The organism is Paenibacillus auburnensis, assembly GCF_927798115.1.
GTDB classification, from domain to species: domain Bacteria; phylum Bacillota; class Bacilli; order Paenibacillales; family Paenibacillaceae; genus Paenibacillus_AQ; species Paenibacillus_AQ auburnensis.
The window spans coordinates 185043-207537 of record NZ_CAKMMG010000009.1; the positions used below are offsets into that span (position 1 = coordinate 185043).

Annotated in this window: 16 protein-coding genes; 10 read left to right on the forward strand and 6 right to left on the reverse strand. The window is 55.0% G+C overall.

Features of this window, described 5'->3' with window-relative positions; genetic code table 11:
- Positions 1–268: 268 nt before the first annotated feature.
- From L6H70_RS23500 to L6H70_RS23510, 3 genes are read left to right on the forward strand one after another with little or no spacing between them, the layout of a single operon-like run.
- The gene (locus L6H70_RS23500) at positions 269–1999 is read left to right on the forward strand and encodes a glycoside hydrolase family 3 protein (protein ID WP_236336577.1); all 1731 of its coding nucleotides are present in this window, start codon (positions 269–271) and stop codon (positions 1997–1999) included.
- Positions 1986–3080, forward strand: coding sequence for a glycoside hydrolase family 88/105 protein (locus tag L6H70_RS23505; RefSeq protein ID WP_236336578.1), 1095 nt, complete (start codon positions 1986–1988; stop codon positions 3078–3080). Before L6H70_RS23500 ends, L6H70_RS23505 begins: the two co-directional genes overlap by 14 nt.
- A 35-nt stretch (positions 3081–3115) precedes the next feature.
- Positions 3116–4810 carry a hypothetical protein gene (locus tag L6H70_RS23510; protein WP_236336579.1) on the forward strand — a complete coding sequence of 565 codons (1695 nt, stop codon included), beginning with the start codon at positions 3116–3118 and terminating at the stop codon, positions 4808–4810.
- Between the two features lie 65 nt (positions 4811–4875).
- Here L6H70_RS23510 and hflX read toward each other — a convergent pair whose 3' ends face one another.
- The 3 genes from hflX to L6H70_RS23525 form a co-directional block, all read right to left on the reverse strand.
- Positions 4876–6150, reverse strand: a complete 1275-nt coding sequence (hflX, locus tag L6H70_RS23515; RefSeq protein WP_236336580.1) for a GTPase HflX — start codon at positions 6148–6150, stop codon at positions 4876–4878.
- Between the two features lie 536 nt (positions 6151–6686).
- On the reverse strand, positions 6687–9692 hold the full coding sequence (locus L6H70_RS23520; protein WP_236336581.1) for a DEAD/DEAH box helicase: 3006 nt from the start codon (positions 9690–9692) through the stop codon (positions 6687–6689).
- Positions 9689–11326: an SWIM zinc finger family protein gene (locus L6H70_RS23525; protein ID WP_236336582.1), complete on the reverse strand. Its 1638-nt coding sequence runs from the start codon at positions 11324–11326 to the stop codon at positions 9689–9691. The genes L6H70_RS23520 and L6H70_RS23525 overlap by 4 nt, the downstream gene beginning before the upstream one ends.
- 352 nt (positions 11327–11678) lie before the next feature.
- Here L6H70_RS23525 and L6H70_RS23530 point away from each other — a divergent pair, with 352 nt between their 5' ends.
- From L6H70_RS23530 to kdgT, 3 genes are all read left to right on the forward strand, one after another.
- A complete protein-coding gene (locus L6H70_RS23530; protein ID WP_236336583.1) occupies positions 11679–14000 on the forward strand; it encodes a helix-turn-helix domain-containing protein in 2322 nt (773 codons plus the stop codon).
- A 262-nt stretch (positions 14001–14262) separates the two neighbouring features.
- Positions 14263–15192, forward strand: coding sequence for a tripartite tricarboxylate transporter substrate binding protein (locus L6H70_RS23535; RefSeq protein ID WP_236336640.1), 930 nt, complete (start codon positions 14263–14265; stop codon positions 15190–15192).
- A gap of 145 nt (positions 15193–15337) precedes the next feature.
- On the forward strand, positions 15338–16342 hold the full coding sequence (gene kdgT, locus L6H70_RS23540) for a 2-keto-3-deoxygluconate transporter (protein ID WP_236336585.1): 1005 nt from the start codon (positions 15338–15340) through the stop codon (positions 16340–16342).
- Positions 16343–16461: 119 nt separating this feature from the next.
- Here the strand turns inward: kdgT and L6H70_RS23545 are convergent, their stop codons facing one another.
- Positions 16462–17088: a hypothetical protein gene (locus L6H70_RS23545; protein ID WP_236336586.1), complete on the reverse strand. Its 627-nt coding sequence runs from the start codon at positions 17086–17088 to the stop codon at positions 16462–16464.
- A gap of 195 nt (positions 17089–17283) precedes the next feature.
- Here L6H70_RS23545 and L6H70_RS23550 point away from each other — a divergent pair, with 195 nt between their 5' ends.
- The 3 genes from L6H70_RS23550 to L6H70_RS23560 are packed head-to-tail and all read left to right on the forward strand — an operon-like array spanning position 17284 to position 19319.
- On the forward strand, positions 17284–17883 hold the full coding sequence (locus tag L6H70_RS23550) for a bifunctional transcriptional activator/DNA repair enzyme AdaA (RefSeq protein WP_236336587.1): 600 nt from the start codon (positions 17284–17286) through the stop codon (positions 17881–17883).
- Complete coding sequence (locus tag L6H70_RS23555) at positions 17852–18433, forward strand: methylated-DNA--[protein]-cysteine S-methyltransferase (RefSeq protein ID WP_236336588.1); 582 nt, start codon at positions 17852–17854, stop codon at positions 18431–18433. Before L6H70_RS23550 ends, L6H70_RS23555 begins: the two co-directional genes overlap by 32 nt.
- Positions 18414–19319: a DNA-3-methyladenine glycosylase family protein gene (locus L6H70_RS23560; protein ID WP_236336589.1), complete on the forward strand. Its 906-nt coding sequence runs from the start codon at positions 18414–18416 to the stop codon at positions 19317–19319. Before L6H70_RS23555 ends, L6H70_RS23560 begins: the two co-directional genes overlap by 20 nt.
- Positions 19320–19334: 15 nt before the next feature.
- Here the strand turns inward: L6H70_RS23560 and L6H70_RS23565 are convergent, their stop codons facing one another.
- Positions 19335–20603: a S41 family peptidase gene (locus L6H70_RS23565; RefSeq protein WP_236336590.1), complete on the reverse strand. Its 1269-nt coding sequence runs from the start codon at positions 20601–20603 to the stop codon at positions 19335–19337.
- A 248-nt stretch (positions 20604–20851) separates the two neighbouring features.
- Positions 20852–21277 (reverse strand): VOC family protein, encoded by a 426-nt coding sequence (locus L6H70_RS23570; protein WP_236336591.1) that lies wholly within the window; start codon positions 21275–21277, stop codon positions 20852–20854.
- A 123-nt stretch (positions 21278–21400) separates the two neighbouring features.
- Between L6H70_RS23570 and L6H70_RS23575 the strand changes: the two genes are divergently transcribed.
- On the forward strand, positions 21401–22378 hold the full coding sequence (locus L6H70_RS23575; protein ID WP_236336592.1) for a helix-turn-helix transcriptional regulator: 978 nt from the start codon (positions 21401–21403) through the stop codon (positions 22376–22378).
- Positions 22379–22495: the final 117 nt, after the last annotated feature.

Below are 22495 nucleotides of genomic sequence, written 5' to 3' on the forward strand. Positions count from 1 at the left end.
GGGGAAGTTTGGAACTGTAGGAGCGAACGCGTCCGCCTTTAGGTTTGGATTTCTACCGCGAAGAGCGGTCAAAATCAGGAAATCCAAACCTAACAGCGGCCGGAAGTCCAAACATTCCCCGCAGTCCGCGTTCATTGCCGATCAGGCAATTCTTAAGTTTGGCTTATACCTTTATAGAATTTTGAACTTATTTCATAGTTGCCTTTATTTAGAGGCCTGGCGGTATTGGTTACACTTGGAGTAGAAATGACCAGGAGGAATCGGGATCATGCGGAGGCCGTTAACGAAGGATGAGCAGGATTGGGTGGAGCATACACTACAATCCATGAGTGTGCGGGAAAAGATCGGGCAGACGATGCAGGACCATGCCGGCCGGCTGCCGTTCAAGGCTACAGATGAGGATGAAGTCAGAGCGTACCTGGAGAAATACCCGGTAGGCAGCTTTTTTATCGGCGGAGAGGTGATCCAGAAGGCTGCGGGCAAAGCGGGGGAATACCGGGAATGGGTAGAGCTGCTGCAGAGGGTCAGTAAATTCCCGCTGCTGTTTTCCGGTGATCTGGAATTCGGCGCGGGTTCAGCGGTTAAAAGCCTGACGGCATTCCCGCCGCTGCTTGCGCTCGCTGCAGCTGATGATGAAGCGCTGGCCTACGAATACGGCAAATATACGGCGATCGAGGGCCGGGCGGCCGGGTTCACCTGGGCGCTGGCGCCGGGGACGGATCTGCTGCTGAACTGGATGAATCCGGTGATCACTACCCGCTGTCTGGGCGATGAGCCGGGGCGCGCCCAGCGTTTGTCTGCGGCTGTAGTGCGGGGGATGCAGGATTATGGAATCGCCGCTTGCGCCAAGCATTTTCCGGGCGATGGGGTGGATTACCGGGATCAGCATATCATTACCACGGTCAACAGCCTGCCGGAGGAGGAATGGTGGTCCACCTATGGCAAGGTCTCACAGCATTTGATTGATCAAGGGCTTATGTCGTATATGACGGGGCATATTGCTCTTCCCTGGATGGAAGGGGCTGCAGCCCAGGGCCGGAAGCCGGTTCCGGCAACCGTCTCGCGGCGGATTACTACGGATTTGCTGCGCAGGCGGATGGGCTTTGAAGGCGTGGTGCTTTCCGATGCGCTGGATATGGGCGGATTCCTGGCCTGGGGAGATTATGAACAGCGGATGGTGGACTGCCTGAACAGCGGGACGGATGTGCTGTTGTGGCCGGGCGTAAGGTATTTTGAAACCATGGAAAAAGCGCTGGCTCAAGGGACGGTAACGATGGAACGGCTGGATGCCAGTGTGCGGCGGATTCTGGCCATGAAGGCAGAGCTGGGCCTCCAGCATTTGGATGCACAGGGACGCGACCCCCTCGCTGTCCCGCTGCTGAATGATAAATTGAAGCCGGAGCAGGACCGACAGGCAAGAGAGCTAAGCAGACAGCTTGCGGAGAAATGTATTACGCTTGTCCGCAACCGGGCAGATATCCTGCCGCTGGATCCGCAGACGACCCGCAGGGTGCTGGTGATCATGCTGAATAAAGTAACGCAGGGACGGGTCTTTGAACGGATGGGGCTGTTCGTTGATCAGCTCCAGGCAAGGGGGCTGCAGGTGGATATTCTCGATGAATTCGAGCCGCTAAATACGCTGCAGAAATGGGAACAATCCGGGAACCGCTGGGATGCGGCCTTTGTGCCTTATTTTATGCCGCTGCATGGCATGATGAACTCGGCCCGCCCGGTGGGCGAAGCGGCCAAAGCCATCTGGGCGCTGCAGCATGCGGAGACGATCCGTCCGATCGGGGTATCTTTTGCCACGCCGTTTCTGCTGAGGGATATGCCGTTCCTCGATACGCTCGTAAATGCCTATTCGCTGCACGAGGAAACGGTAGAGTTCACGGTCAAAGCCCTGTTCGGAGAAGCTCCGTTTCAGGGACATTCACCCGTTGATGCCGATCCCGAGGAAGATTACCTGAGTCCAAGGAGGCTGCAGCATGTCCCACACTAAGCTTATGCTGGAGCCTATATTGGAACGGTTATTTGCGTATATGACCGCTGAACGGCACAGCGGTAATTGGGGAATGGACATCGGCCACTGGGACTGGGTGCCGGGGGTTGGCATTATTTCCATCCTGGACTACGGCCAGGCTACGGGCCGGGACAAGGCCGTCGATTATGTGCTGGAGTGGGTAGAGCGGAATAAGCAGCAGGCCGAAGGCATTAAGGTAATTAATTCCATGGCTCCTTATGCGGTTTTTCCCGGTCTGTACCGGCGGACACAGAATAGCTGGTTTCTGGAGAAGGCGGGTGAAATTGCCGGCTGGATGCTGGAGACGGCGCCGAGAACCCGGGAAGGGGCGCTGGAGCATACCGTCACAGAGGCAGCCAAGTTCCCGGAACAGGTGTGGGCGGATACGGTCTACATGGCAGTGCTGTTCCTGGCGCGGCAGGCCGGACTGACCGGGGAGCGCAGAATCGCGGAGGCTGCGCTGGAGCAGACGCTGCTGCATCTGCGGCTGCTCCAGGATGAGCAGACAGGGCTGCTGTTCCACGGCTGGAACTCCCTTGCGGGGAATCATATGTCGGCTGTCCGCTGGGCGCGGGCCAACGCCTGGATTACGCTGGCCGTTCCGCAGATTGTGGCAGAAATTAAGGAGTTAACCGGGATCCCCGGGGAGCTGTACAATCGGTACGACAGGCTTGCCGCTGGCCTTCGCTCCTGCCAGGCGGAGGACGGATTGTGGCATACGGTCCTGGACAGGCCGGAATATTACAAAGAGACCTCGGGCAGCGCGGGTATCGCCTGCGGATTCATCCGGGGCGTACAGAGCGGCATGCTGGACCCTTCATATCTGACCAGTGCGGAGCAGGCGCTCGGTGCTATTCTTCCGCTCATCACGGATGAGGGTGAAGTGAAGGGGGTATCAGCCGGAACTCCGGTAATGCCTTCTGCTGAGGCCTATAATGAGATCGCTGTCTATCCGGCACTGTACGGGCAGGGGCTGGTAATGCAATTGCTGGCACAGACGCTGAGCCAGAAGTCTAACGGACAGCCGAATGTGACCACGGTCAGAAAGGCAGGGAAATAAGAGTGAATAACGCGGCAGGTTATACCAGAGAAAACATGAACCAGCGCGAAATGCTGATCCGCAAAATGCGCGGGCTGGAGGCCCGCTATAATCCGGAGCTTGCCATGCTGCGCTCGCCGTTCAGCAGCCCCGGATACCATACCACCCTGAAGCAGGCCGAATTTATCCATTCTACGCGGGATTCGCTGTCCTATGCCCTGGGGCTGCTCGATACAGAGCTTACTGAATGGGAGCAGCGGGCCTTTGACATTATCGCACAGGTGATTTCGCTGCAGGATACGGACCGGAGCCACGACACCTTTGGCATCTGGTCCTGGTTCTATGAAGAGCCGCTGGCCAAAATGGCGCCGCCCGACTGGAACTGGGCCGATTTCTGCGGCAGCCGGCTGATTCAGGCTCTGGCGCGTCACGGGCACCGTTTTCCGCAGGAGCTGCGCGAGGCAACGATCCGCTCGGTGGAGTATGCCTGTGAGGCGATTATCAAGCGGGATGTCGGACCCGATTATACCAATATTGCTATTCTCGGGGCCTTAGTTACCAGAATTGCCGGAGAGCAGCTCGCCCGGGAGGATTATGCGGACTACGGGCTGGAACGCTTGAAAAAACTCTATGCATATACCATGGAACGCGGAGCCTTTCAGGAGTTCAACAGTCCGGTGTATACCTATATTGCCATTCTGGAGCTGTCGAAGCTGAGGATCGAGTCAGCGGACAGAACCGTGAAGGAGCTGTGCAGTGAGCTGATTCACCTGACGTGGAAAACGGTAGCCGGATATTATCATCCCGGAACTGCGCAGTGGTCCGGTCCGCATTCCCGCTCCTACCAGACACTGCTGAGCGAGCAGAGCAAGGCGTTTCTGCAGATGGCGACCAGGGGTGAAGTGATGTTTTTTCCATGGGATGAGCTTCCTTATGAGGAGGAGTGGTACGGTAGCGGATTTTATTGCCCGGACGCCTATCTGGACTGCTTCACGGTACCGGAGACCAAAGAAGTGAGACAGCTGTATGAAGGGAATGCCGATGATGGCAGCGGCAAATGGGCAGTTACTTTTATGACGCCGCAGTTCAGCATGGGTTCATTTACGGACAGTGATTTATGGAATCAGAGACGGCCGCTGCTGGCCTATGTGAATAATAATGGTGCTCCGGCCTATATCAGGCTACGCTGCCTGCATGACGGCTATGATTATTGCTCTGCCCGGATTAAAACCAGACAGGATCAGGGGGATTTGCTGTTCGGAATTGATTTTGTGACTGACGGCGGGGACACCCATCCTAATCTGGACCGGATCAGCGGGGCGATTGATGCTGAAGATATCCGGCTGCGGCTGGAGATCGGCGGTCATACCGCGGGCATCACTGTAGAGCCTACAGAAGAGGGAGCCGAACTGCGGATCGGGGAGTCCGCCTTCTGTCTGACAACATGGTTTGCGGTATTCACCGGACAGCCGGACTCCGGGCGGAACCTGAGCTGGGCGCTGGACCGGACGGCGGACAGTATCCATCTGGATATGATTCTGTATTCCGGCCCGCGCTGCAGCATTGATTTTACCAGCCTGCGGCAAGCGGCCTTTGTGTTCTCGCTCGCTGTCCGGGCGGATGGTGACAGCGGAGACCCGCGGGTGGAAGCAACCGGTGAAGGTATCCTCCGGGTGAGCGGCAGCACTGAATCCGGGGAGGCCTTCTCGCTGCGGCTGCGTCCCGGTCCGGCGGCGGACGGCACTCTCTGAATAGACTAAAAGAGCTGAGCTCCAGGGGATCCGCCCTGGAGCTCAGCTCTTTTTTACGTAAACTTTTAACTGGAAAGCTCTATGAAATCGCCACGGAACCGCTCATAGTCGGCAGCTCTGCATTCCAGTAGGAGCTTTGTTCCCTGCTCTTCGTAGCTGGTCTCCTGGACATGGGCATGTTCATTGAAATACGAAACGATACTGCCGCGGTCATACGGGATCAGAATTTCACACTGAATGTAGTCATTAAAGACATGCCCGCGGATCAGTCCGGTAAGCTCGGCGATTCCGCTGCCCTGTCTGGCGGAGAGGGTGACGGAATCTCCTTCCACAACAGGATAAGGCCGGTCGGTCAGATCCGCTTTATTGTAGGCGTACACCGTGGGAATGCCCTCTGCGCCCAGCGCTTTGAGCGTCTCAGCTGTTACCTCCATATGCTGTTCATGCTGCGGATCGGAAGCGTCGACCACATGGATCAGCAGATCCGCCTCGGTCACTTCCTCCAGTGTAGAGCGGAAGGCCTTAACGAGGTGATGGGGCAGCTGGCTGACGAAACCTACCGTGTCGGTTAGCAGGAAGGTTTTGTGATCCGGAAGCTTAATGCTGCGGACCGACGTCTCCAGTGTGGCGAACAGCATATCCTTGGCAAATACCTGCTTGCCCGAGCCGGGATGATATTCCTCTACCATGGCATTTAATAAGCTGGACTTGCCGGCGTTGGTATACCCGACAAGACAGACCACCGGGACTTCATTTTTTTGCCGCTGCCTGCGCTGGATCTGGCGCCGCTCCACCTGCGTATGCAGCTCGTTCTGCAGTGCCGTAATCCGTTCTTCAATTCTTCTGCGGTCCAGCTCCAGCTTCGTTTCACCGGTCCCTCTGTTATTCAGGCCCGATCCGCCGCCCTGCCGGCCGAGCGATTCGCGCATGCCGGTTAGGCGGGGAAGCATATATTGAAGCTGGGCGACTTCGACCTGCAGCTGGGCTTCCTTGGTTTTGGCCCGCTGCGCAAAAATATTCAGGATCAGAATCGTCCGGTCAATAACTTGACGGTCCAGTGCCGACTCCAAATTGCGGATCTGCGAAGGCGTCAGCTCATCATTGAAGATAATGATCGTATCCTCATCCTCCGGCAGCGCGGCCAGTTCCTGAATTTTCCCTGTGCCCAGATAGTGGGAGGGATTCACCCGGCTGGCTTTCTGGCTCAGTTCACCGATAACTTTGATATTGCAGGCTGCAGCCAAATTGCGCAGCTCCTCCATCGAATATGCAAAATCCTTCTCATTTTGCTTTTGCAGTTGAACGCCAACGATGATGGCCTGTTGCTGTGCGGCTTCCATATATTTATCAACCTCCTGAAATTTTGTGACTGTGTAAGCTGCGGGTGGTATGATGCGGACTAAAACAGACTTAACGGTTAAGGGGCTAAACGGACATGAAAAAAGCACAGGCGGTAATCTGCCTGTGCTTGAATTAGAGGAAATAGAATAGGCCGGGAAGGCCATGCATTGGCATGCACGGCATCAACCAGCTGGCGCATCCCACAGCGAAAATGAACGAAGCATCCGGTACCGGCAAACGGAAATAGGCGGCCTATTCCAACCTGCCCGGTTAAGGTGATCAATTCTCTATGGGGTGCGATTTCTAAAGGCGAAGGCGGCACATCATTCCCTGTCCGCCCGGTCAAACTGCGGGTTGCCTTTAAAAATGGATAGACCTATCCTGAGTCCTCTGCACATGGGCAGAACTTTAGCGCTATTCATATCTGAATTAGCCGCGCAAAGTACGAATCCGGATAAAATCTATCACATTCATTTGCAACCCTCCGTTCCTAAAAGTTGAGTCCATCTTAGCACATCCATTATTTTCTGGCAAATCAGCTTACCCATTCCCGGCGCAGGCTGAACAGATCCTTAAGTGCATCCGTGGACAGCTCGGTAATCCAGTTCTCGGAGCCGGAGATGACATCATCGCTGAGCTGCTGCTTACTCTCCAGCATTTCGTCAATGCGTTCCTCCAGGGTTCCAAGCGAGATGAATTTATGCACCTGCACATCCTTGGTCTGGCCCATCCGGTAGGCGCGGTCCGTGGCCTGATTCTCCACAGCCGGATTCCACCAGCGGTCGAAATGGAAGACATGGTTGGCTGCGGTCAGATTGAGGCCGACTCCGCCCGCTTTCAGTGAAAGGATGAATACATTCGGCTGATCGGCTGATGCCGGAGATCCGTCCGGAGGCGAAGGGGCCTGGAACTGCTCAATCATGCGGTCGCGGGCCTGCTTGGAGGTGCTGCCGTTCAGATACAGTACCGGTTCCTTCAGCTCCTGCTGGAGCACGGACTGTAGCATCCGGCCCATGCCGACATACTGGGTGAAGATCAGGCAGCGTTCGTTCTCTTCGCGCAGCTCCCGCACCATCGCCAGGAGCCGTTCCAGCTTCGCGGAACGCTCAATCAGAGAGGCGGTGCCTAGCCCGCCTTCTGCGGCCGGATCGGGCAGGGCCTCCTTCGTCAGCAGTACAGGATGATCACAGAGCTGCTTAAGGCTGGTCAACGCGGCGAGAATAGCGCCTTTGCGCTCAATGCCTTCCAGCTTGTTCATCTTCTCCAGCAGCCCAGTTACATGCTGGTCATAGAGGGCCGCCTGCTCTGCGGTCAGGTTGACATAGGTCTTCATTTCATTTTTATCGGGAAGATCCAGCTGAATATGGGGATCTTTCTTTTTGCGGCGCAGCATGAAGGGCTTCACGAGCCGCTGCAGATCCGCTGTCCGCTCGGGATTCCGTTCTTTCTCTATGGCATTCGCGAACCGGTCCTGGAAGGACTTGGCGCTGCCCAGGTAGCCGGGTGTAATAAAATCGTAGATCGACCATAGCTCCGACAGCCGGTTCTCAATCGGCGTTCCTGTCAGGGCAATCCGGTGCAGGGCCGGGAAGCTGCGCACCGCCGCAGACTGCTTCGTCCCGGCGTTCTTGATGTTCTGTGCTTCATCCAGACATACTGCAGCCCAGGTGAACTGCTGCAGCAGCTCCTGGTCTAGTGCTGCCGTGGCGTAGGAGGTCAAGACTACATCGGCCTGCGAGGCTGCGCCGTAGAAGTACCCGGCATTCAGCCGCCTGCTGCCATAGTGCAGCATGACGTTCAGGGACGGGGCGAAGCGCTGTAGCTCCTTCTGCCAGTTGCCGAGTACGGAGGTCGGGCAGATGATCAGTGCCGGCCAGCCCGGAGGATCCGTCTGCGGCTGGCCGCCCGCCGGGTCGGCCGCCAGCTCTTTCAGGTGCAGGAGATAGGAGATCAGCTGCACGGTTTTGCCGAGGCCCATATCATCGGCCAGGACGGCCCCGAGGCCGAAACGGCGGAGAAAGGCCAGCCAGGCGTAGCCTTCATGCTGATAGCTGCGAAGCTCGGCCTGCAGTGCGGCCGGTACAGCCGGCTTCGGCCACTGGTCACGCTGCCCAAGCTGGCCGATCAGCTGGACCAGATGCTCGTTCAGCTCCACTTCCAGCCGGAAGCGGGCCGCCTGCTCCTCGGCCTGCTCCGCTGCGGCTTCCTCGCTTAATCCATCTTCACCACTGCCCAGCAGATGCAGCTGCAATACGTCCTGGAAGGACAGGCCCTTGGACTTGTCCATCCCGGCCATGGCCCGCTGAATCTGGGCCAGCAGGGCGGGGTCAAGCGGAATCCACTTGCCCCGGAACTGCACGAGCCGTTCGCCCCGGGCGACCAGCTCGGCGAACTCCGCCTCTGTAAGGTCGGCGTCGCCGATCGAGATGCGCCAGTCGAAGTCGACCAGCGCATCCAGCCCGAACAGCGACTTGCCGCCGCCGCGGCTGCCCTCGCCGGAGCTGATCTTGGCGCGCAGGCGCGGTTTCCGGCGGCTGGCGGCCTCCCACCACGCCGGCAGCAGCACCTGCCAGCCGGCTTCCAGCAGCAGCCGGCTGTCCTGTGTCAGGAACCGCCACGCGAGCGCGTCGCTGAGCGGTTCCCCGAGCACATCGTCCCCGTGGCCGATGTGCCCGCCGGGCAGGCTCTCGCGCAGCCGCGAGAGCCACCCGGCCGCCCGCTCGCGGACATGGGCCGTCCACGATGCGGGCCACTGGCCGTGCGGCTCGCCGTCTCCGGTGAGCCGCAGCGGCACAAGCGCGGATTCATCGCGCTTGTCCTGCAGGAGCAGCTGGAGCCGCCAGTAGGACGTGTCCGCGTCCGGCTCCAGCAGCTGCAGCGCCGGCCGGAACGGCGCGGTGTCGGCTTTCCAGCCGATGGACATCAGCCAGCTCTCGGCATCGATTCCGAGAGCTGATGCTCCGCTGCTACTGAACAGCAGCGGGAATTCGCTGCGCAGGTCGCCGGCTTCGGCTTCCGTGCCGTAGTAGCGCTGGAACACCGCCGCTGAGAAGGCGGCGCCGAGCCCCTCGGCCAGTCCGCGCCGTTCAGCCAGCCCGCGCAGCGCGGCTGTAAGCTTGTCATTCCCTTCGGCCAGCAGCTGAAGGGCCTTGTCGTCCCAGTTCCACTGGAGCTGGCCTTCACGGTAAGCCGCGAAGCTGGGTACATACTGCTTCTCTGCCAGCAGCCCGGAGACGGCCGGGGCCAGCTCGGTCAGCAGGGCGGCATCGCCCTGCCAGCTCCAGCCCACATGCCGGAGCAGCCGGAGATCCGCGAAGAACGGGACCACCTGCTCGGCAGGCAGCACTACCAGCTCCACGCCATCCGCGTTTTGCAAGGTCAGCTCCGTTCCATAAAAAGACTCTTCATGCCAGGCAAACAGCTTCTGCTTCAGCTGAACACCGGGAACATAGTCGTCCCTGTCGTCGACGGCGTAAATCAGGGCATCCCCGTACTTGGTCAGGGCGAGCTGGACGGTAATATTGCGCATATACTTGCTCATGGGATCAGCTTTCCTTTCCGCAGCTCTTCCTGCAGGGCACGCAGCCTGCTGTTCCGGGAGGTGAAGGCTTCTAAGAATTCCTCCCAGCGCTCCTCGCGTTTAAGCTTCTTGTACAGCTTGGCTAACCGCTTCATCAGTTTGACGGCCGCTTTATAGCTATGCCGGTTTTTCTCCACCACAAACCGTTCTACGGCCTGGTGATAGAAGGGCAACAGCAGCTCCGGCGCATTTTTCTCCAGCGGCTGGAGATCGCTGACACGGAAATCAGAAGGGGCTTTGCCGGAAGATAACTGATAATCCATCCAGTCCTGCCATTTGCCATAGTCCAGCAGCAGGTCTTCGTAAATTTCCCGGGATATCGGCAGCATGCCGGACAGCGTGTCCCACATCAGCGGTTCTGTCTCCGGTAAACGCCGGACCGCTTCTTTCCAGTACCCGGCATAATCGCTGAGATTGTACAACCGGCTGGTCAGCAGAGGGCCGATTTCAGCAAGCCATGACGTCAGGCGTGACCAGTGTCCGGCTTCGGCGAGCGGGATAAGGAAGCTCATCAGCTCATCCGGATAAATGCCGGGCCGTTCCGCTGTCTTGCGGAGCAGCTCCCACGCCGCCCGGTCGTCGCTAAGCAGGTAATACATCCGGCTCTCAGCCAGCAGCAGCGACTGGCGCGAGTGTGCAGCTCCGAGCTCCTGTCCCTCCTGACGCAGGGCGTCCAGCTCTTCCGAATAGAGGGCCGCTCCATCCGTGTTGGGAGCAATCCATTTTCTCCAGAGCAGTTCATAACAGGCGGAGAAATAAGGCTGATCACGCGAGCGGTCACGCGCTTCCGTCAGCATCTCCTGCCGCAGATAGGATAAAGTATCCTTTACCCGCTGCCACTCTCCGGGTTCCTCCGCCAGCGGCAGCGTAGTATTCATCAGGCGGGTTACAGCGGCCTGAAGCTCAGAGACGGCCACGGCGGTATAATAACCGAGCGAATAGCCTAGGACAGGGGCTGCCGCTGCAGGCAGATTAGGCCTCAGCAGATTCTCCAGGATGAAGAGATGCGCGTGCAGCTTGAACAGCATACCGGCAGCAGGGGAGAGCTGCGGCTTCGCCTCGGCAATGGCGGCCAGTGCCCTGTCGGCATACTGGGGGTTCCGCACCGTATGCGCAAGCGGAGAGGTGAGCAGCTGAAGATATTCGCGCCACTGGGCTACCGTCCCTCCGGGAATGAGTCCGCCGAGCTTCTTCACCAAGGCGCTGCGGCTCCCGGTTCCTGCCGGGACCTCGGCGCTGGCAGCAGCTGCTTTGGGGCGGCTGACGACCGCCTTGGCATTGGCCAGGGAAGCCACGGACCGCTTTTGCGCATCAGCATAATACATGAGTACCGCCGCTATATGCTTACAGGGTTCATTCACCGGACAGTCGCAATAATTGCCTGGGAAATTGTCCAGGTTGATATAGACGCCATAGTTTTCCCGGCCTTCAACCATTGCCCTCATTTTCCGGGGTTCACTGATGGAGAATGTCTGCACCCGGTTCTGCTTATAATATTGAAATCCCCGCTTCAGGGTTAAATCATCGAAATAATAGGCCGCATCCGAAATGAGCTTGTTCCATTCGGCATCATCCAGGGCATAGTTTGGCTGCATCGCAATCGGTCTCCTGTAGCAAAATAGTCTTTGTTCCTGCTTTGTTCCCCTATTATAGCACCTAAAAAGGATGAGCTTGCTACTCTTTCGTTTCTAATAAGTGAGCAGTCTCCTGACTCAATGAGGATCCCCGCTAATATGCGTTTATTTGATCTATGTACGTAGTAATAACTTCAAATTTATCTATAACAATTTTATCTCTAATTCTCTATAATCCTAAAGAGTATGATATGCTCCATATTGCAGGACAACCCTGCTGCTCTAAGGTCTGATACTCAAGGGATGTAATAAATTGAACTTGGGATTATTCTTTTAAGTTCAATCTATATAGCGGAAGGATGAAGCACTACCCATGTTGCGATTTAAACTGAAATACCTGCTTAACAATAAACAGAACCGTCTGATTCTTATACTGACATTAAGTGTTTCACTATGCATCACGATCATTGCCCTTTTCTCCTACAGAGAGTACCGGCAGGCGCTGGATACGGAACTGAATACACCGAATGTTGAATTGCTGCAGATCAATCTGGATGTGACGAACCGGGCATTCCGGGAAGCGGATAACAAAGCGGTCGATTTATCGTTTAACCCGGAGGTCCTGGCTTATATTTCTACAGATGCCGAGCATGCCGGGATCGCCGCAGCGCAGCCGCAAAATGTGCTAAATACACTGGTGGCGGAACCGGATATCCATTCGATCAGTGTGATTAAGTTTCAGGATCATTCCGTTGTTTCAAGCGGATATGGCTACAGGGCCTCCTGGGAGGATGCGCCGGAGCATGCCTGGAGCGAATGGCTAGAGGAAATTAAGGAGAAGCCGCTCCTGATCAAAAGAAGGCTCTATACCGGCACGGATACCCGTTTGACCAATACTGAGCTCCTCTCGCTCGCCAGGCCGATTGTCCAGAACGGCGAGGTTACCGGCGCAGTGCTGATTGATCTCGACTACGATACGCTGTTCTCCAAGATGTACACCCATCTGTCCAGTTATCAGTTTGTGTACAACCTGGAGGGAGATTTGATCTATCCGAAGCTCAATCTGCCTTTCCCGCTGGAGGAAATGAAGGATGTCCTGTCCGAAATCGATGTAAGCCCGTTCGCCCATGTCCAAATTGAAGGGCAGGCTTATATGGCGAATCAGGCCTTCTCCAATGTCACCGGCTGGCGGCTGGTTTCGCTGGTTCCGATGAAGCAACTGCTGAAGAATGTAACCACAGCACGCAATATGATGCTGATGCTGTCGCTGATCTCGATCACGGTCGGGTGCTCGGCGATTTATTATTACAATTTTGCCGCCTTCCGGCCGCTTAAACGGATCAGCAAGCTGCTCAGCCCTGAGGAAAAGGGGACAGGCCACGGCAATCTCTATGATCTGGAACCGGTAATCGGCAAGCTGGTCGGGGATTTCCAGAGTAAATCACTGGTCGCGGAGTGGAGTCTCCCGGAGCTGCGCTCCAAATTCCTCAGCGACCTGATTACCCGGAGTATCGGCAAGCAGGAAACGGAAACCAAGTGGGAGCATTATTTTGCCGGCTGGGAACCTGGCCCCTTTGAAAGTCTGATCATTTCCATCGACCGTCATTCACATTGGGTGGCAGCTTACACCGAAGAGGATCAGCAGCTGCTTAAATATGCGATGAATAATATAGTAGTTGAGTTTTTCGAGCCTTCCTGGCGGACTGTTACGACGGCACCCCGGAAGGACTGTGTGGCCCTGCTGCTGCAGTCCAAAGGCGGGAGCGACAGTCAGAATCTGCATGAAGAAGCGCTGAAACTGGCTGATATTATAGCCGAGGTACTCCAAATATCCGTATCCATAGGGATCGGTACTGAGGCCCCGGTGATTGCGCAGGTAGCCCGGTCCTATGCGGAAGCTGAAATGGCGTTGTCCTATCGCCTGTATGAAGGGTATGGACGTGTCCGCGACTATTCCGGGCTGGAGGGCAGGCTGGATGAGGGCAGCGGGGCAGCTGATGATGCCTGGAAGCAGGAAGTGCTGCATGCACTGAGAGTTTCCGATGCTGCTACAGGCCGGCAGTGGGTGCATCGATGGTCGGCCGAACTACGCAAAAAAGAAGTCCAGCCGCAGAAGATTATTCGTGTCTTGAATGATCTGCTGGAGGAAATTATCAACATTACCGCATCCGGAGGGTACACGCTCCCGGCGGAGCTGGCGGATTATACCTGGTATCAGGTTACGACTCTTGATCTTAACGATATAGAAGAGATGCTGTGCAGTATTGTTGACCAGATGTCGAGTGCCTTTGAAGTACACCGGCAGTCCAAGGAATATTTACTGGTGCAGAATTTGATTGAATTTATGGAGACTCATTTGCAGGAGAATATCGGGCTTCAGGATATCGCCGCCCATGTGAATATGGGTGTGTCCTCGGTAAGCACGATCTTCAAGGAAGAGACCGGGACGACCCTTTATGACTATTTGACCAACCTGAGAATGGACAAAGCCTGCGAGCTTCTGCAGGGCAGTAGCCTCAAAGTATCCGAGATTGCCCAGCTTGTCGGCTACCAGAACGAGAACAGCTTCATCCGTGTCTTCCGTAAGAGCAAATCGATAACACCGGGCAAGTTCCGGGAGAACAGCAAATCTTCCAATCAGTATGCAGATCTGCCAAAACCGCATGGTTCCGGCGTTTCTGAGGATTCGGAATAAGATAATACGATTGCCGCCCACCCTCTGTATACGGTAATGTTCTATTTGAGAAAACTTTCACAGCTGCCAAAAACGCAGCTGATGTCCAAAGGATTCAGGGGGTGGAGCACAGGGGATAGAACGGAATATATATAGTAACGCTTCCGGTCAGTTGCCCAACACAAGAATGGAGAAAGAGGGATGGCTTGTGAAACGGACGACAAAGATAGCGATTGGATCAGCAGCCGTAATTATGGCTGTGCTTCTCTTCACCTTAGCCCGCATGAACGGATATAACAGCAGCGGGAGCACAAGTGGCGATTTCCCCAAGAAACCGATCACATTAATCGTGCCATATGCCGCCGGCGGCGGAACAGATACTACAGCAAGGGCTTTAGCCAAAGCTACGGAGAAAGTTCTGGGCCAGCCAGTCATTGTACTTAACCGCACAGGCGGCGGAGGTTCTGTCGGACTCATGGAGGGTGCAAATGCCAAGGCTGACGGTTATACGGTTACGTTTTTGCCGGCTGAACTAACGATTCTGCCGCATTTGGGACTATTGCCGATTACTTATGAGAAGTTTAAACCTATCGCTCAAACGAATTTTGATCCTTCCGCCATTACCGTAAGAGCCGAAGCGCCGTGGCAAACCGTAAATGAATTTCTCGACTTTGCGAAAGCGCATCCAGGTGAATTGAAAATGGGAAACGCAGGAACGGGGAGCATTTGGCATTTAGCCGCCGTAACATTGGAACGGGAAACAGGTGTGAAGTTTGCACATATTCCTTTTGAAGGTGCGGGGCCTGCCGTCTCTGCCTTGATGGACGGTTTTGTCGATGCGGTACCGGTAAGTCCTGCCGAGGTGAAGAAATACGTGGATGAAGGAAAGCTGCGGACGCTGGCCGTTAATGCCGACAAACGCTCGGAAGCGCTGCCGGACGTGCCTACGCTGGAGGAACAGACCGGAATACATGTGAACTTCACCAGTACATGGAGAGGGCTTGCTGTACCAAAGGATACACCGGATGCCATTGCGGATCTGCTGGCACAGGCCTTTATTAAGGGAACGGAAGACAGAACCTTCCGCGAAGCTATGACAATGAACGGACTTGGACTGCTGGTTAGGGACGGTAAGGCGTTCTCGCGGCAGCTCAAGGAAAGTGACGATTTATTCTCCAAAATGATTCCGGAGCTCGGGCTAAGCCGTAACTGAAATGAAAGCGCGGTCAGGCAAATAATCTCAGGGGGAAACTCCGGGGACTGGTTTGCTGCGCCCCAACGAGGAATAATAAGTAAAAAATGTAAATTAATTTAATCGATTTCTTAACCATATTAGACGAAGGGTATGATCAAACGATATGAAAATTAAAAAGACACTCGACCGGATTCCCGGCGGAATGATGCTGGTGCCGCTGTTCCTCGGAGCCATTATTCACACGGCTTTCCCGAACGCGGGCGAATATTTTGGCGGCTTCACGAAAGGCCTTATGACAGGTACGGTGCCGATTCTGGCCGTCTGGTTCTTCTGTATGGGCGCCGCGATTGATGTACGGGCAACAGGAACAGTACTGCGCAAATCCGGTACACTGGTGCTGACCAAAATCGCTGTGGCTTGGGTTGTTGCCCTGATTGCTGTCCAGTTCCTGCCTGAGGGCGGTGTGCAGACCGGATTCTTCGCCGGCTTATCGGTACTGGCAATTATCTCCGCAATGGATATGACTAACGGCGGCTTGTATGCCTCCATTATGCAGCAGTACGGTACCAAAGAAGAGTCCGGTGCCTTCGTACTGATGTCTCTTGAATCCGGCCCGCTTGTTACCATGCTGATTCTGGGCAGTACCGGTGTAGCCGTATTTGAACCCCATGTGTTCGTGGGCGCAGTGCTTCCGTTCCTGGTTGGTTTTCTGCTGGGTAACCTTGATCATGACCTTCGTGCCTATTTCGGCAAAGCAACACAGACACTCATTCCATTCTTCGGTTTCGCACTGGGTAGCTCGATTGACCTTGGTGTCATTGTAGATACAGGTCTGCTGGGCATTCTGTTAGGCCTTGTAGTCATCATTATTACTGGTGTACCGCTGATTCTTGCTGACAAGTTCATTGGCCGCGGTAACGGTACCGCCGGACTCGCTGCTTCCAGTACCGCAGGTGCGGCTGTAGCCAACCCGATGCTGGTCGCAAATATGAAGCCGGAATTCCTGCCCGCAGCAGAAACTGCAACCGCGCTGGTAGCCGCTTCCGTAATCGTGACTTCGATTCTTGTTCCGATCATTACGGCCTACTATTCCGGCTATATGAAGAAGAAAAATCCTCCGGTAACAGATGGCCCCTCTGATCTGACAGCTCAGAAGGCAGCAATATAATAAATTCATCTAACAACTGTAATTTTATATATTATAAAGAAATAAATTAGAGAGATAGAGATAAATTAACCCTCCGTACGCTGTAATGGCGTTATCCGGAGGGTTCTTTTTTATATAGCCTATCCGTTTATGAGCTTGCTGAATGCAGCATTGTCGAACCGGTCACCCTGCACCAGCCACGCTCCTTCGATCTTAAATAACGTCAAAATTCCCTCCATCGGCACACGCTGCTGCTCCTGGCCCTTCTCATTCAGCAGTACAAGATCCACGGTATACTTCAGTTCGGCGATATCCTGCTTGTGGCCGTCACTGAGTGTGAGCTGCAGGTTGTCAGGCTGGATCGAGAGCTGCTGCTTGTGGACGACCTGCAAGGGCAGGGCGGTGTAGCGGGTGCTGACTGCTTTTTGGTAGAAATCCGCTGTAAAATAAGGCTTCATAACTTCGTTACGCTGCTCTATAGACTCGATAGACATAATATCTGCAGAGGCTTTGACCGTGTACTCGGCACTCTTATATTCGGTGGCGGCTTTCATGGCTGCCTCCAGTTCAGCGGAGGAAATGCCTTCCTTAGCTGGGGCGGCGGACTCGGCAGCCGGTGCTGTGCTCTGCGGTGCGGGTGCGGCGCTTTCGCTGGCAGGAGCTGCGCTTTCAGGATGATTATTGCTCCCGGACGGATTTGAATTGCATCCGGATATTATGGCAATGGAAAGAAGGATACTGCCTAACAGCCATGTGAATTTACGCATAGGTCCCTCCTGATTCAAATTAATGGAAATTATTATAATATTACCATATCTTAAAAGGGAAATCCTGGGCAGGCAGCAGCATTTAAGTCGAAGGCTACCGGGCAGCGGCATACTGTCGTAATCTTGCTCTCCTATTCCAAATGGCTGCATAAGGGAAAAGCAATCGTTTATACTTGCGGTATGAGGTGATTTCACATGGACCAGATAACATTTGAGCGCATCTATGATTCAGTAGTTAAACGTGAACCGACTTATGACGGGGTGTATTATACAGCGGTGCTTACAACCCGTATTGTCTGCCGCCCGTCCTGCCGGGCCAGAACGCCTAAGGCCGGAAATGTAGAGTTTTATACGTCTTTAGAGGAGGCGACCCGTGCCGGCTTCCGCCCTTGTAAACGATGCCGCCCGGAGGAAGGCGGCGTGCTCCGGCCCGATGCGGTGCTTGCCGCCCAGGCGGACGCCATTATGGAGGCGCAGCTTGCAGAGAAGCTGACGCTGCCGGTGCTGGCTGAGCAGCTGAAAGTCAGCCCGTTTCACCTGCAACGGACCTACACACGTGTAACCGGACAGTCTCCAGCCGTGAAGCTGGATCAGCTGCGGATCGCGAAGGCCTGCGGGCTGCTGGCAACAACGGATTTGCCGGTTGCTGAAATCGGGCGGGCGGTCGGCTTTCAGGGCGCATCCCATTTCGCCGCCTGGTTTGCCCGCAAAAACGGCGTGCCGCCGACAGATTACCGTAATCAATACAAGGGAGGGAATTCTCATGAAGAACATCAGGAACAGCGTAACCGCTAAGCCGGTTAAGATCTATCATCATACGCTGAATCTCGGGAACAGGGGATGGACCTTATGGGCCAGTGATAAGGGGCTGATCCGGGTATCCTATGAGCAGGATCAGGGCCGCCTGCCGGATGGCTGGCTGAATATGTATGCCCCTTCTCATGAGCTGGAAGAGAATGCGGAAGTTTTTGCCGATATGGGGGTTACTAATCTGCTGGAGAGCTATTTCGCCGGAAATCCGGTCAGCTTCAGCGGCCTTCCGCTTGATCTGTGGGGAACAGCATTTCAGCAGGAGGTCTGGACAGGGCTGACGCAGATTCCTTACGGCGGCGTTGCTACGTATAAGGAGCTTGCCGTGCAGATCGGCAGACCACTGGCAGTCCGTGCGGTGGGCGCGGCCAACGGGCAGAACCCGATACCGGTTATTGTTCCCTGCCACCGGGTCATTGGCGCTAACGGCACATTAACCGGGTACCGGGGCGGCCTGAAGCTGAAGCAGGAATTGCTGGCGCTGGAAGGCATTACGCATGTGGGGGCGGCGGGTCATGAACGATTTGCTTTTTGAGCTGCCGCTGCCGGAGTTTTTTGACCTGGGCGCTTGTCTGGCCTACATGAACCGCTCGCCGCTGGAATGTTTATTCCGTTCCGATAGCAAGGGGGTCAACCGGCTGTTTGTTCTGGAAGGAGCGCCGGTGCTGGTCAGGTTGACCGTAGCGGAGGATCAGCCGCTGCGCCTGAAGGCTACCTTACTGGCCGGTGTCCGTCCTGGCGCGGAGGCCATAGCAGATCTGGCCCGCTATATTGTGGAGTGGTTCGATCTGGACCGCGATCTGGCCCCGTTCTACCGGATCGCTGATGTAGACCCGCTGCTCCGGCCGCTGGCAGTAAGTGAGCGGGGACTGCGGATCATCGGGATCCCCGATCTGTTCGAAGCTTTATGCTGGGCGATACTGGGACAGCAGGTGAATCTGGCCTTTGCCTACAGGCTGAAGCAGCGGCTCACCGCTGAATACGGGGAGTCGCTGGAGTGGGAAGGACACACCTATTATCATTTTCCGCGGCCGGAGGTGTTCCTGACGGTCACACAGGAAGAACTGTGCAGCCTGCAGCTGACCCGCAACAAAGCGCGGACCGTGCTGGAGGTAGCTGCGCTGATTGCCGGAGGCGGACTCAGCCGGGAAGAGCTGCTGGCCCTGCCGACCCCGGAAGCCGCCGAGCAGCGGCTGCTGAAGCTCCGCGGAATCGGGCCCTGGACCTCGCAGTATGTGCGGATGCGCTGCCTGCGCGATACCACCGCATACCCTGTAGGCGATGTGGGCCTGCAGAATGCGGTGAAATTCCTCACCGGCATGGACCGCAAGCCTACGCCAGCCGAGCTGCTGGAATTTGCGGTGCCTTGGCATGGGTGGGAGGCTTACGCTACCTTTTATTTGTGGCGGGCACTGTATTGAAAGTATTGAAAGGCGTCAGTCTTGAAAGCGATAGGCCAGCGCGGCATTGAGTACCGGGTCGATCCCTTCTCTATAGTCGCTGATTGTATAGTCCACGGGTATATCGGGCATCAGCGCATCATCCGTAGTAGCAGAGAAATGGAACTCGTTGGTGCTGTAAGTGACGGTGAGGCCGGTCTCCGGCAGCTGCAAAAACTGGACTTCCCCCGGCTTATTGGGATCGCCGTTGGTTGGCTCACCCAATAGCTTAGCCTGCAGATTCTCACGGAATTCATAGGCATTCAGCATCGCTGAAGAAGCGGTGCCGCGCCCAATAAGGACAAGCACGTGATTTTTGAGTACCGGATCCTGCAATAAGCTTGTCATCAGTGGATGTATAACACTTGAATTCCCTCCGGAATTAGCCCGCAAATCCACAATGACTTTCTGCACCGGCGAAGCCTTCTGTGATGTCTTTATGTCCTGTACAAATCGCTTGATCGTGTATTCAGGATCTTCCTCACAACTGTTATACGCCACATACAACGTCTGCTCTGCGGACAAATTCGTGAAGCTGTAATTTCGTTTACTGTTGATTGATGACAATAAAGTATCCTTATACGGACTGATTAAATTCAGTGTACTGTCGTTCTGGGAAACCGGCTGAACCGACTTTTGGATATCCGTTCCATCCTCCTGTTTGAAGGTCAGGCTGATCTCATTCTTGTCCTCTATGACCCCCAGCCCATGCAATATGGATGGCCTAATGATGTAGCGCGGGATGTTCAACAGTAGTCCTTGTTCATTATCCCGGGAGATGACATCCGTAAGCTGAGCAATTATAGATCTGACAGGCTGACTGTTAATCTCTGTAAGCTCTGTGTATAGAACCTCCGAATAGCCGGTAATTGTGTCGGTAACGTATAAGCGGCCCTGCCACATATACAGCCTGAACGGAAGCACCTTTTCCTCCGCCAGCCCTAGATTGGTGTGCACCTGACCCAGCGAAGCAATCGCCTGGGATAGATCAATTTTAACCTGGTCATCATTGTCATAGTCCGGGAGTCTGCCGATCATTTCATCGATCTTGCTGCTGAATGCCGCGGCACGCCCGCTGTTCGTTGCAAGACTTACCTCTTTCTGGCGCATTTCCTGCTTCACGAGCTGTAAGTCTGGTTTCCAGTCCAGGGTAAGGCTGCTCTTCGGACTGCAGGAGGATAAGAGTAGGGCGGACAGCAAGCAGATTAAGGGTGTGGTAATGATAGCAAAGCCTGTTTTCCTGGTCTTAAAAATGTTCTTGTTCATTAGATTTTTCTTGTTCATAGGAATTCTCCGTTTTATGTATTTGTGAAAATATAAAAACAAACATAATTTTACCAAATAATTGATTTTATGGGTATTATTTAATTTTTAAGGATAAGCCAAATCTTTAATTATCGTAAAAACGACAAAATGCCACGACGCTCTACTCCAGTAGAAAGTCATGGCATTTTGTCTTGAAATGACGCCGCACAGCGGATGTTCATCTCATCATAATCTTGCTTGCGGTTGGTTTAACGCGGCCGCTTCGTGAAGATCTGGAAGGTCACGCCGAACTTGTCGGTAACCATACCGTAGGCCGGGCTGAAATAGGCGGGGCCCAGCTCGATATCGACTTGTCCGCCTTCCTTCAAGGTGTTGTAAAGCTGTTCAGAGGCTTCAGCGGTATCAGTGGAAATACAGAGATTGAGGCCGTTGCCGGTCTGCCGCGTCTGCCCCGGTTCCAGATCGGCTATAAACATTGTGGTCTCGCCAATCTTCAGCACAGAATGGGCAATGCGCGCTTTATCTTCGTCCGACAGGGGGGATTCGGGATTCTGTGGGCCTTCTCCCACCGTTTGCATAAACATCAGATGTGCGCCTAGACTCTCCTGATAGAAAGAAACCGCTTCGCGCGCAGTTCCTTCAAGCAGGATAAACGGATTTACTTCGATCGTCATTTTTAATCGCTCCTTGTCTTGTTTAGTTGTAGATCAGCCCGCTTCTGCTGGGCTTTGATTTCATTGTAGACTATAATAGTGACAGTTATTGTCATGAATATAAAAGTAAATGGGGTCTATGCCATGTCTAAATCGAAGCGGCTGCTGGACCTGATGATGACCGTGAACCGCAAACGCAAATTTACGGTCAGAGAGCTGGCCGATGAATTCGGGGTGTCTACGCGAACTATTCTTCGGGACCTGCAGGAGCTGGGTGAACTCGGGGTGCCGCTGTATTCGGAGGTGGGCCCGCACGGGGGCTATCAGGTGCTGAACGAACGGATTCTTCCGCCGATTGCCTTTACGGAGGAGGAGGCGGTGGCGATTTTTTTTGCCAGCCATGCCCTGCGCCATTACAAGTACCTGCCCTTTAAGGAAGAGTCTCTTTCCGCATTGCACAAGTTCTATAATTATATGTCCGGGGATGTCCGTGACCGGATTGATGAGCTGAAGAACCGGATTGATTTCCTGACCCCGGCGCGGCAGGCGGAGTTCCCGTACCTGTCGATCCTGCTGGAAGCTGGCATCGGGCAAAAGGTGCTGCTCATCGATTACGAATCCAAAGGCGAGCGCGGCCTGCGGCCGATTCAGCCGGTTGGTATTTATGCCAGCAGCGGGTTATGGTATTGTCCGGCGTACTGTTATTTGCGCAAGGATATCCGTGTGTTCCGCTGCGACCGGATTCACTCGGTAGACTACGATTCCTCGGGGCTGACACCACTGGATCTGCGGCAGGTCCATTTGGGGAACAGGAATGATTACGGTACGTCGGAGCAGGACAAGGGGCTGCAAACGAAAAAAAGCCGGAATCAGATCCGGCTGTACATTGAGTTGACGGGTGAAGGGGTGCAGGCCTGCGAAGCGGAAGTGTGGTCAGATTCTCTGCTGCATACCCGTGAGGACGGCTCCGGCTGGCTGGAGGGGGAGGTTCCCGGCAACGACCTCCGGTTCTTCGCTAAGTTTATCATCGGCCTCGGCAATGAAGCGATGGTACAGGGGCCGCCTGAGCTGGTGGAGGAGCTGAAGAACATGCTTGCAGGAATGCTGAGGAAATACAGCTAAGCCGTGCGGCGGCAGGTGATGAGCGCAATAATGTCCTAAGAAAATAAAGTTGTAGACTGGGGAAAAAGGTAGTAGACTAGCGGACGCTAATTTGAGTATTAGTTTGCAGAATTTATA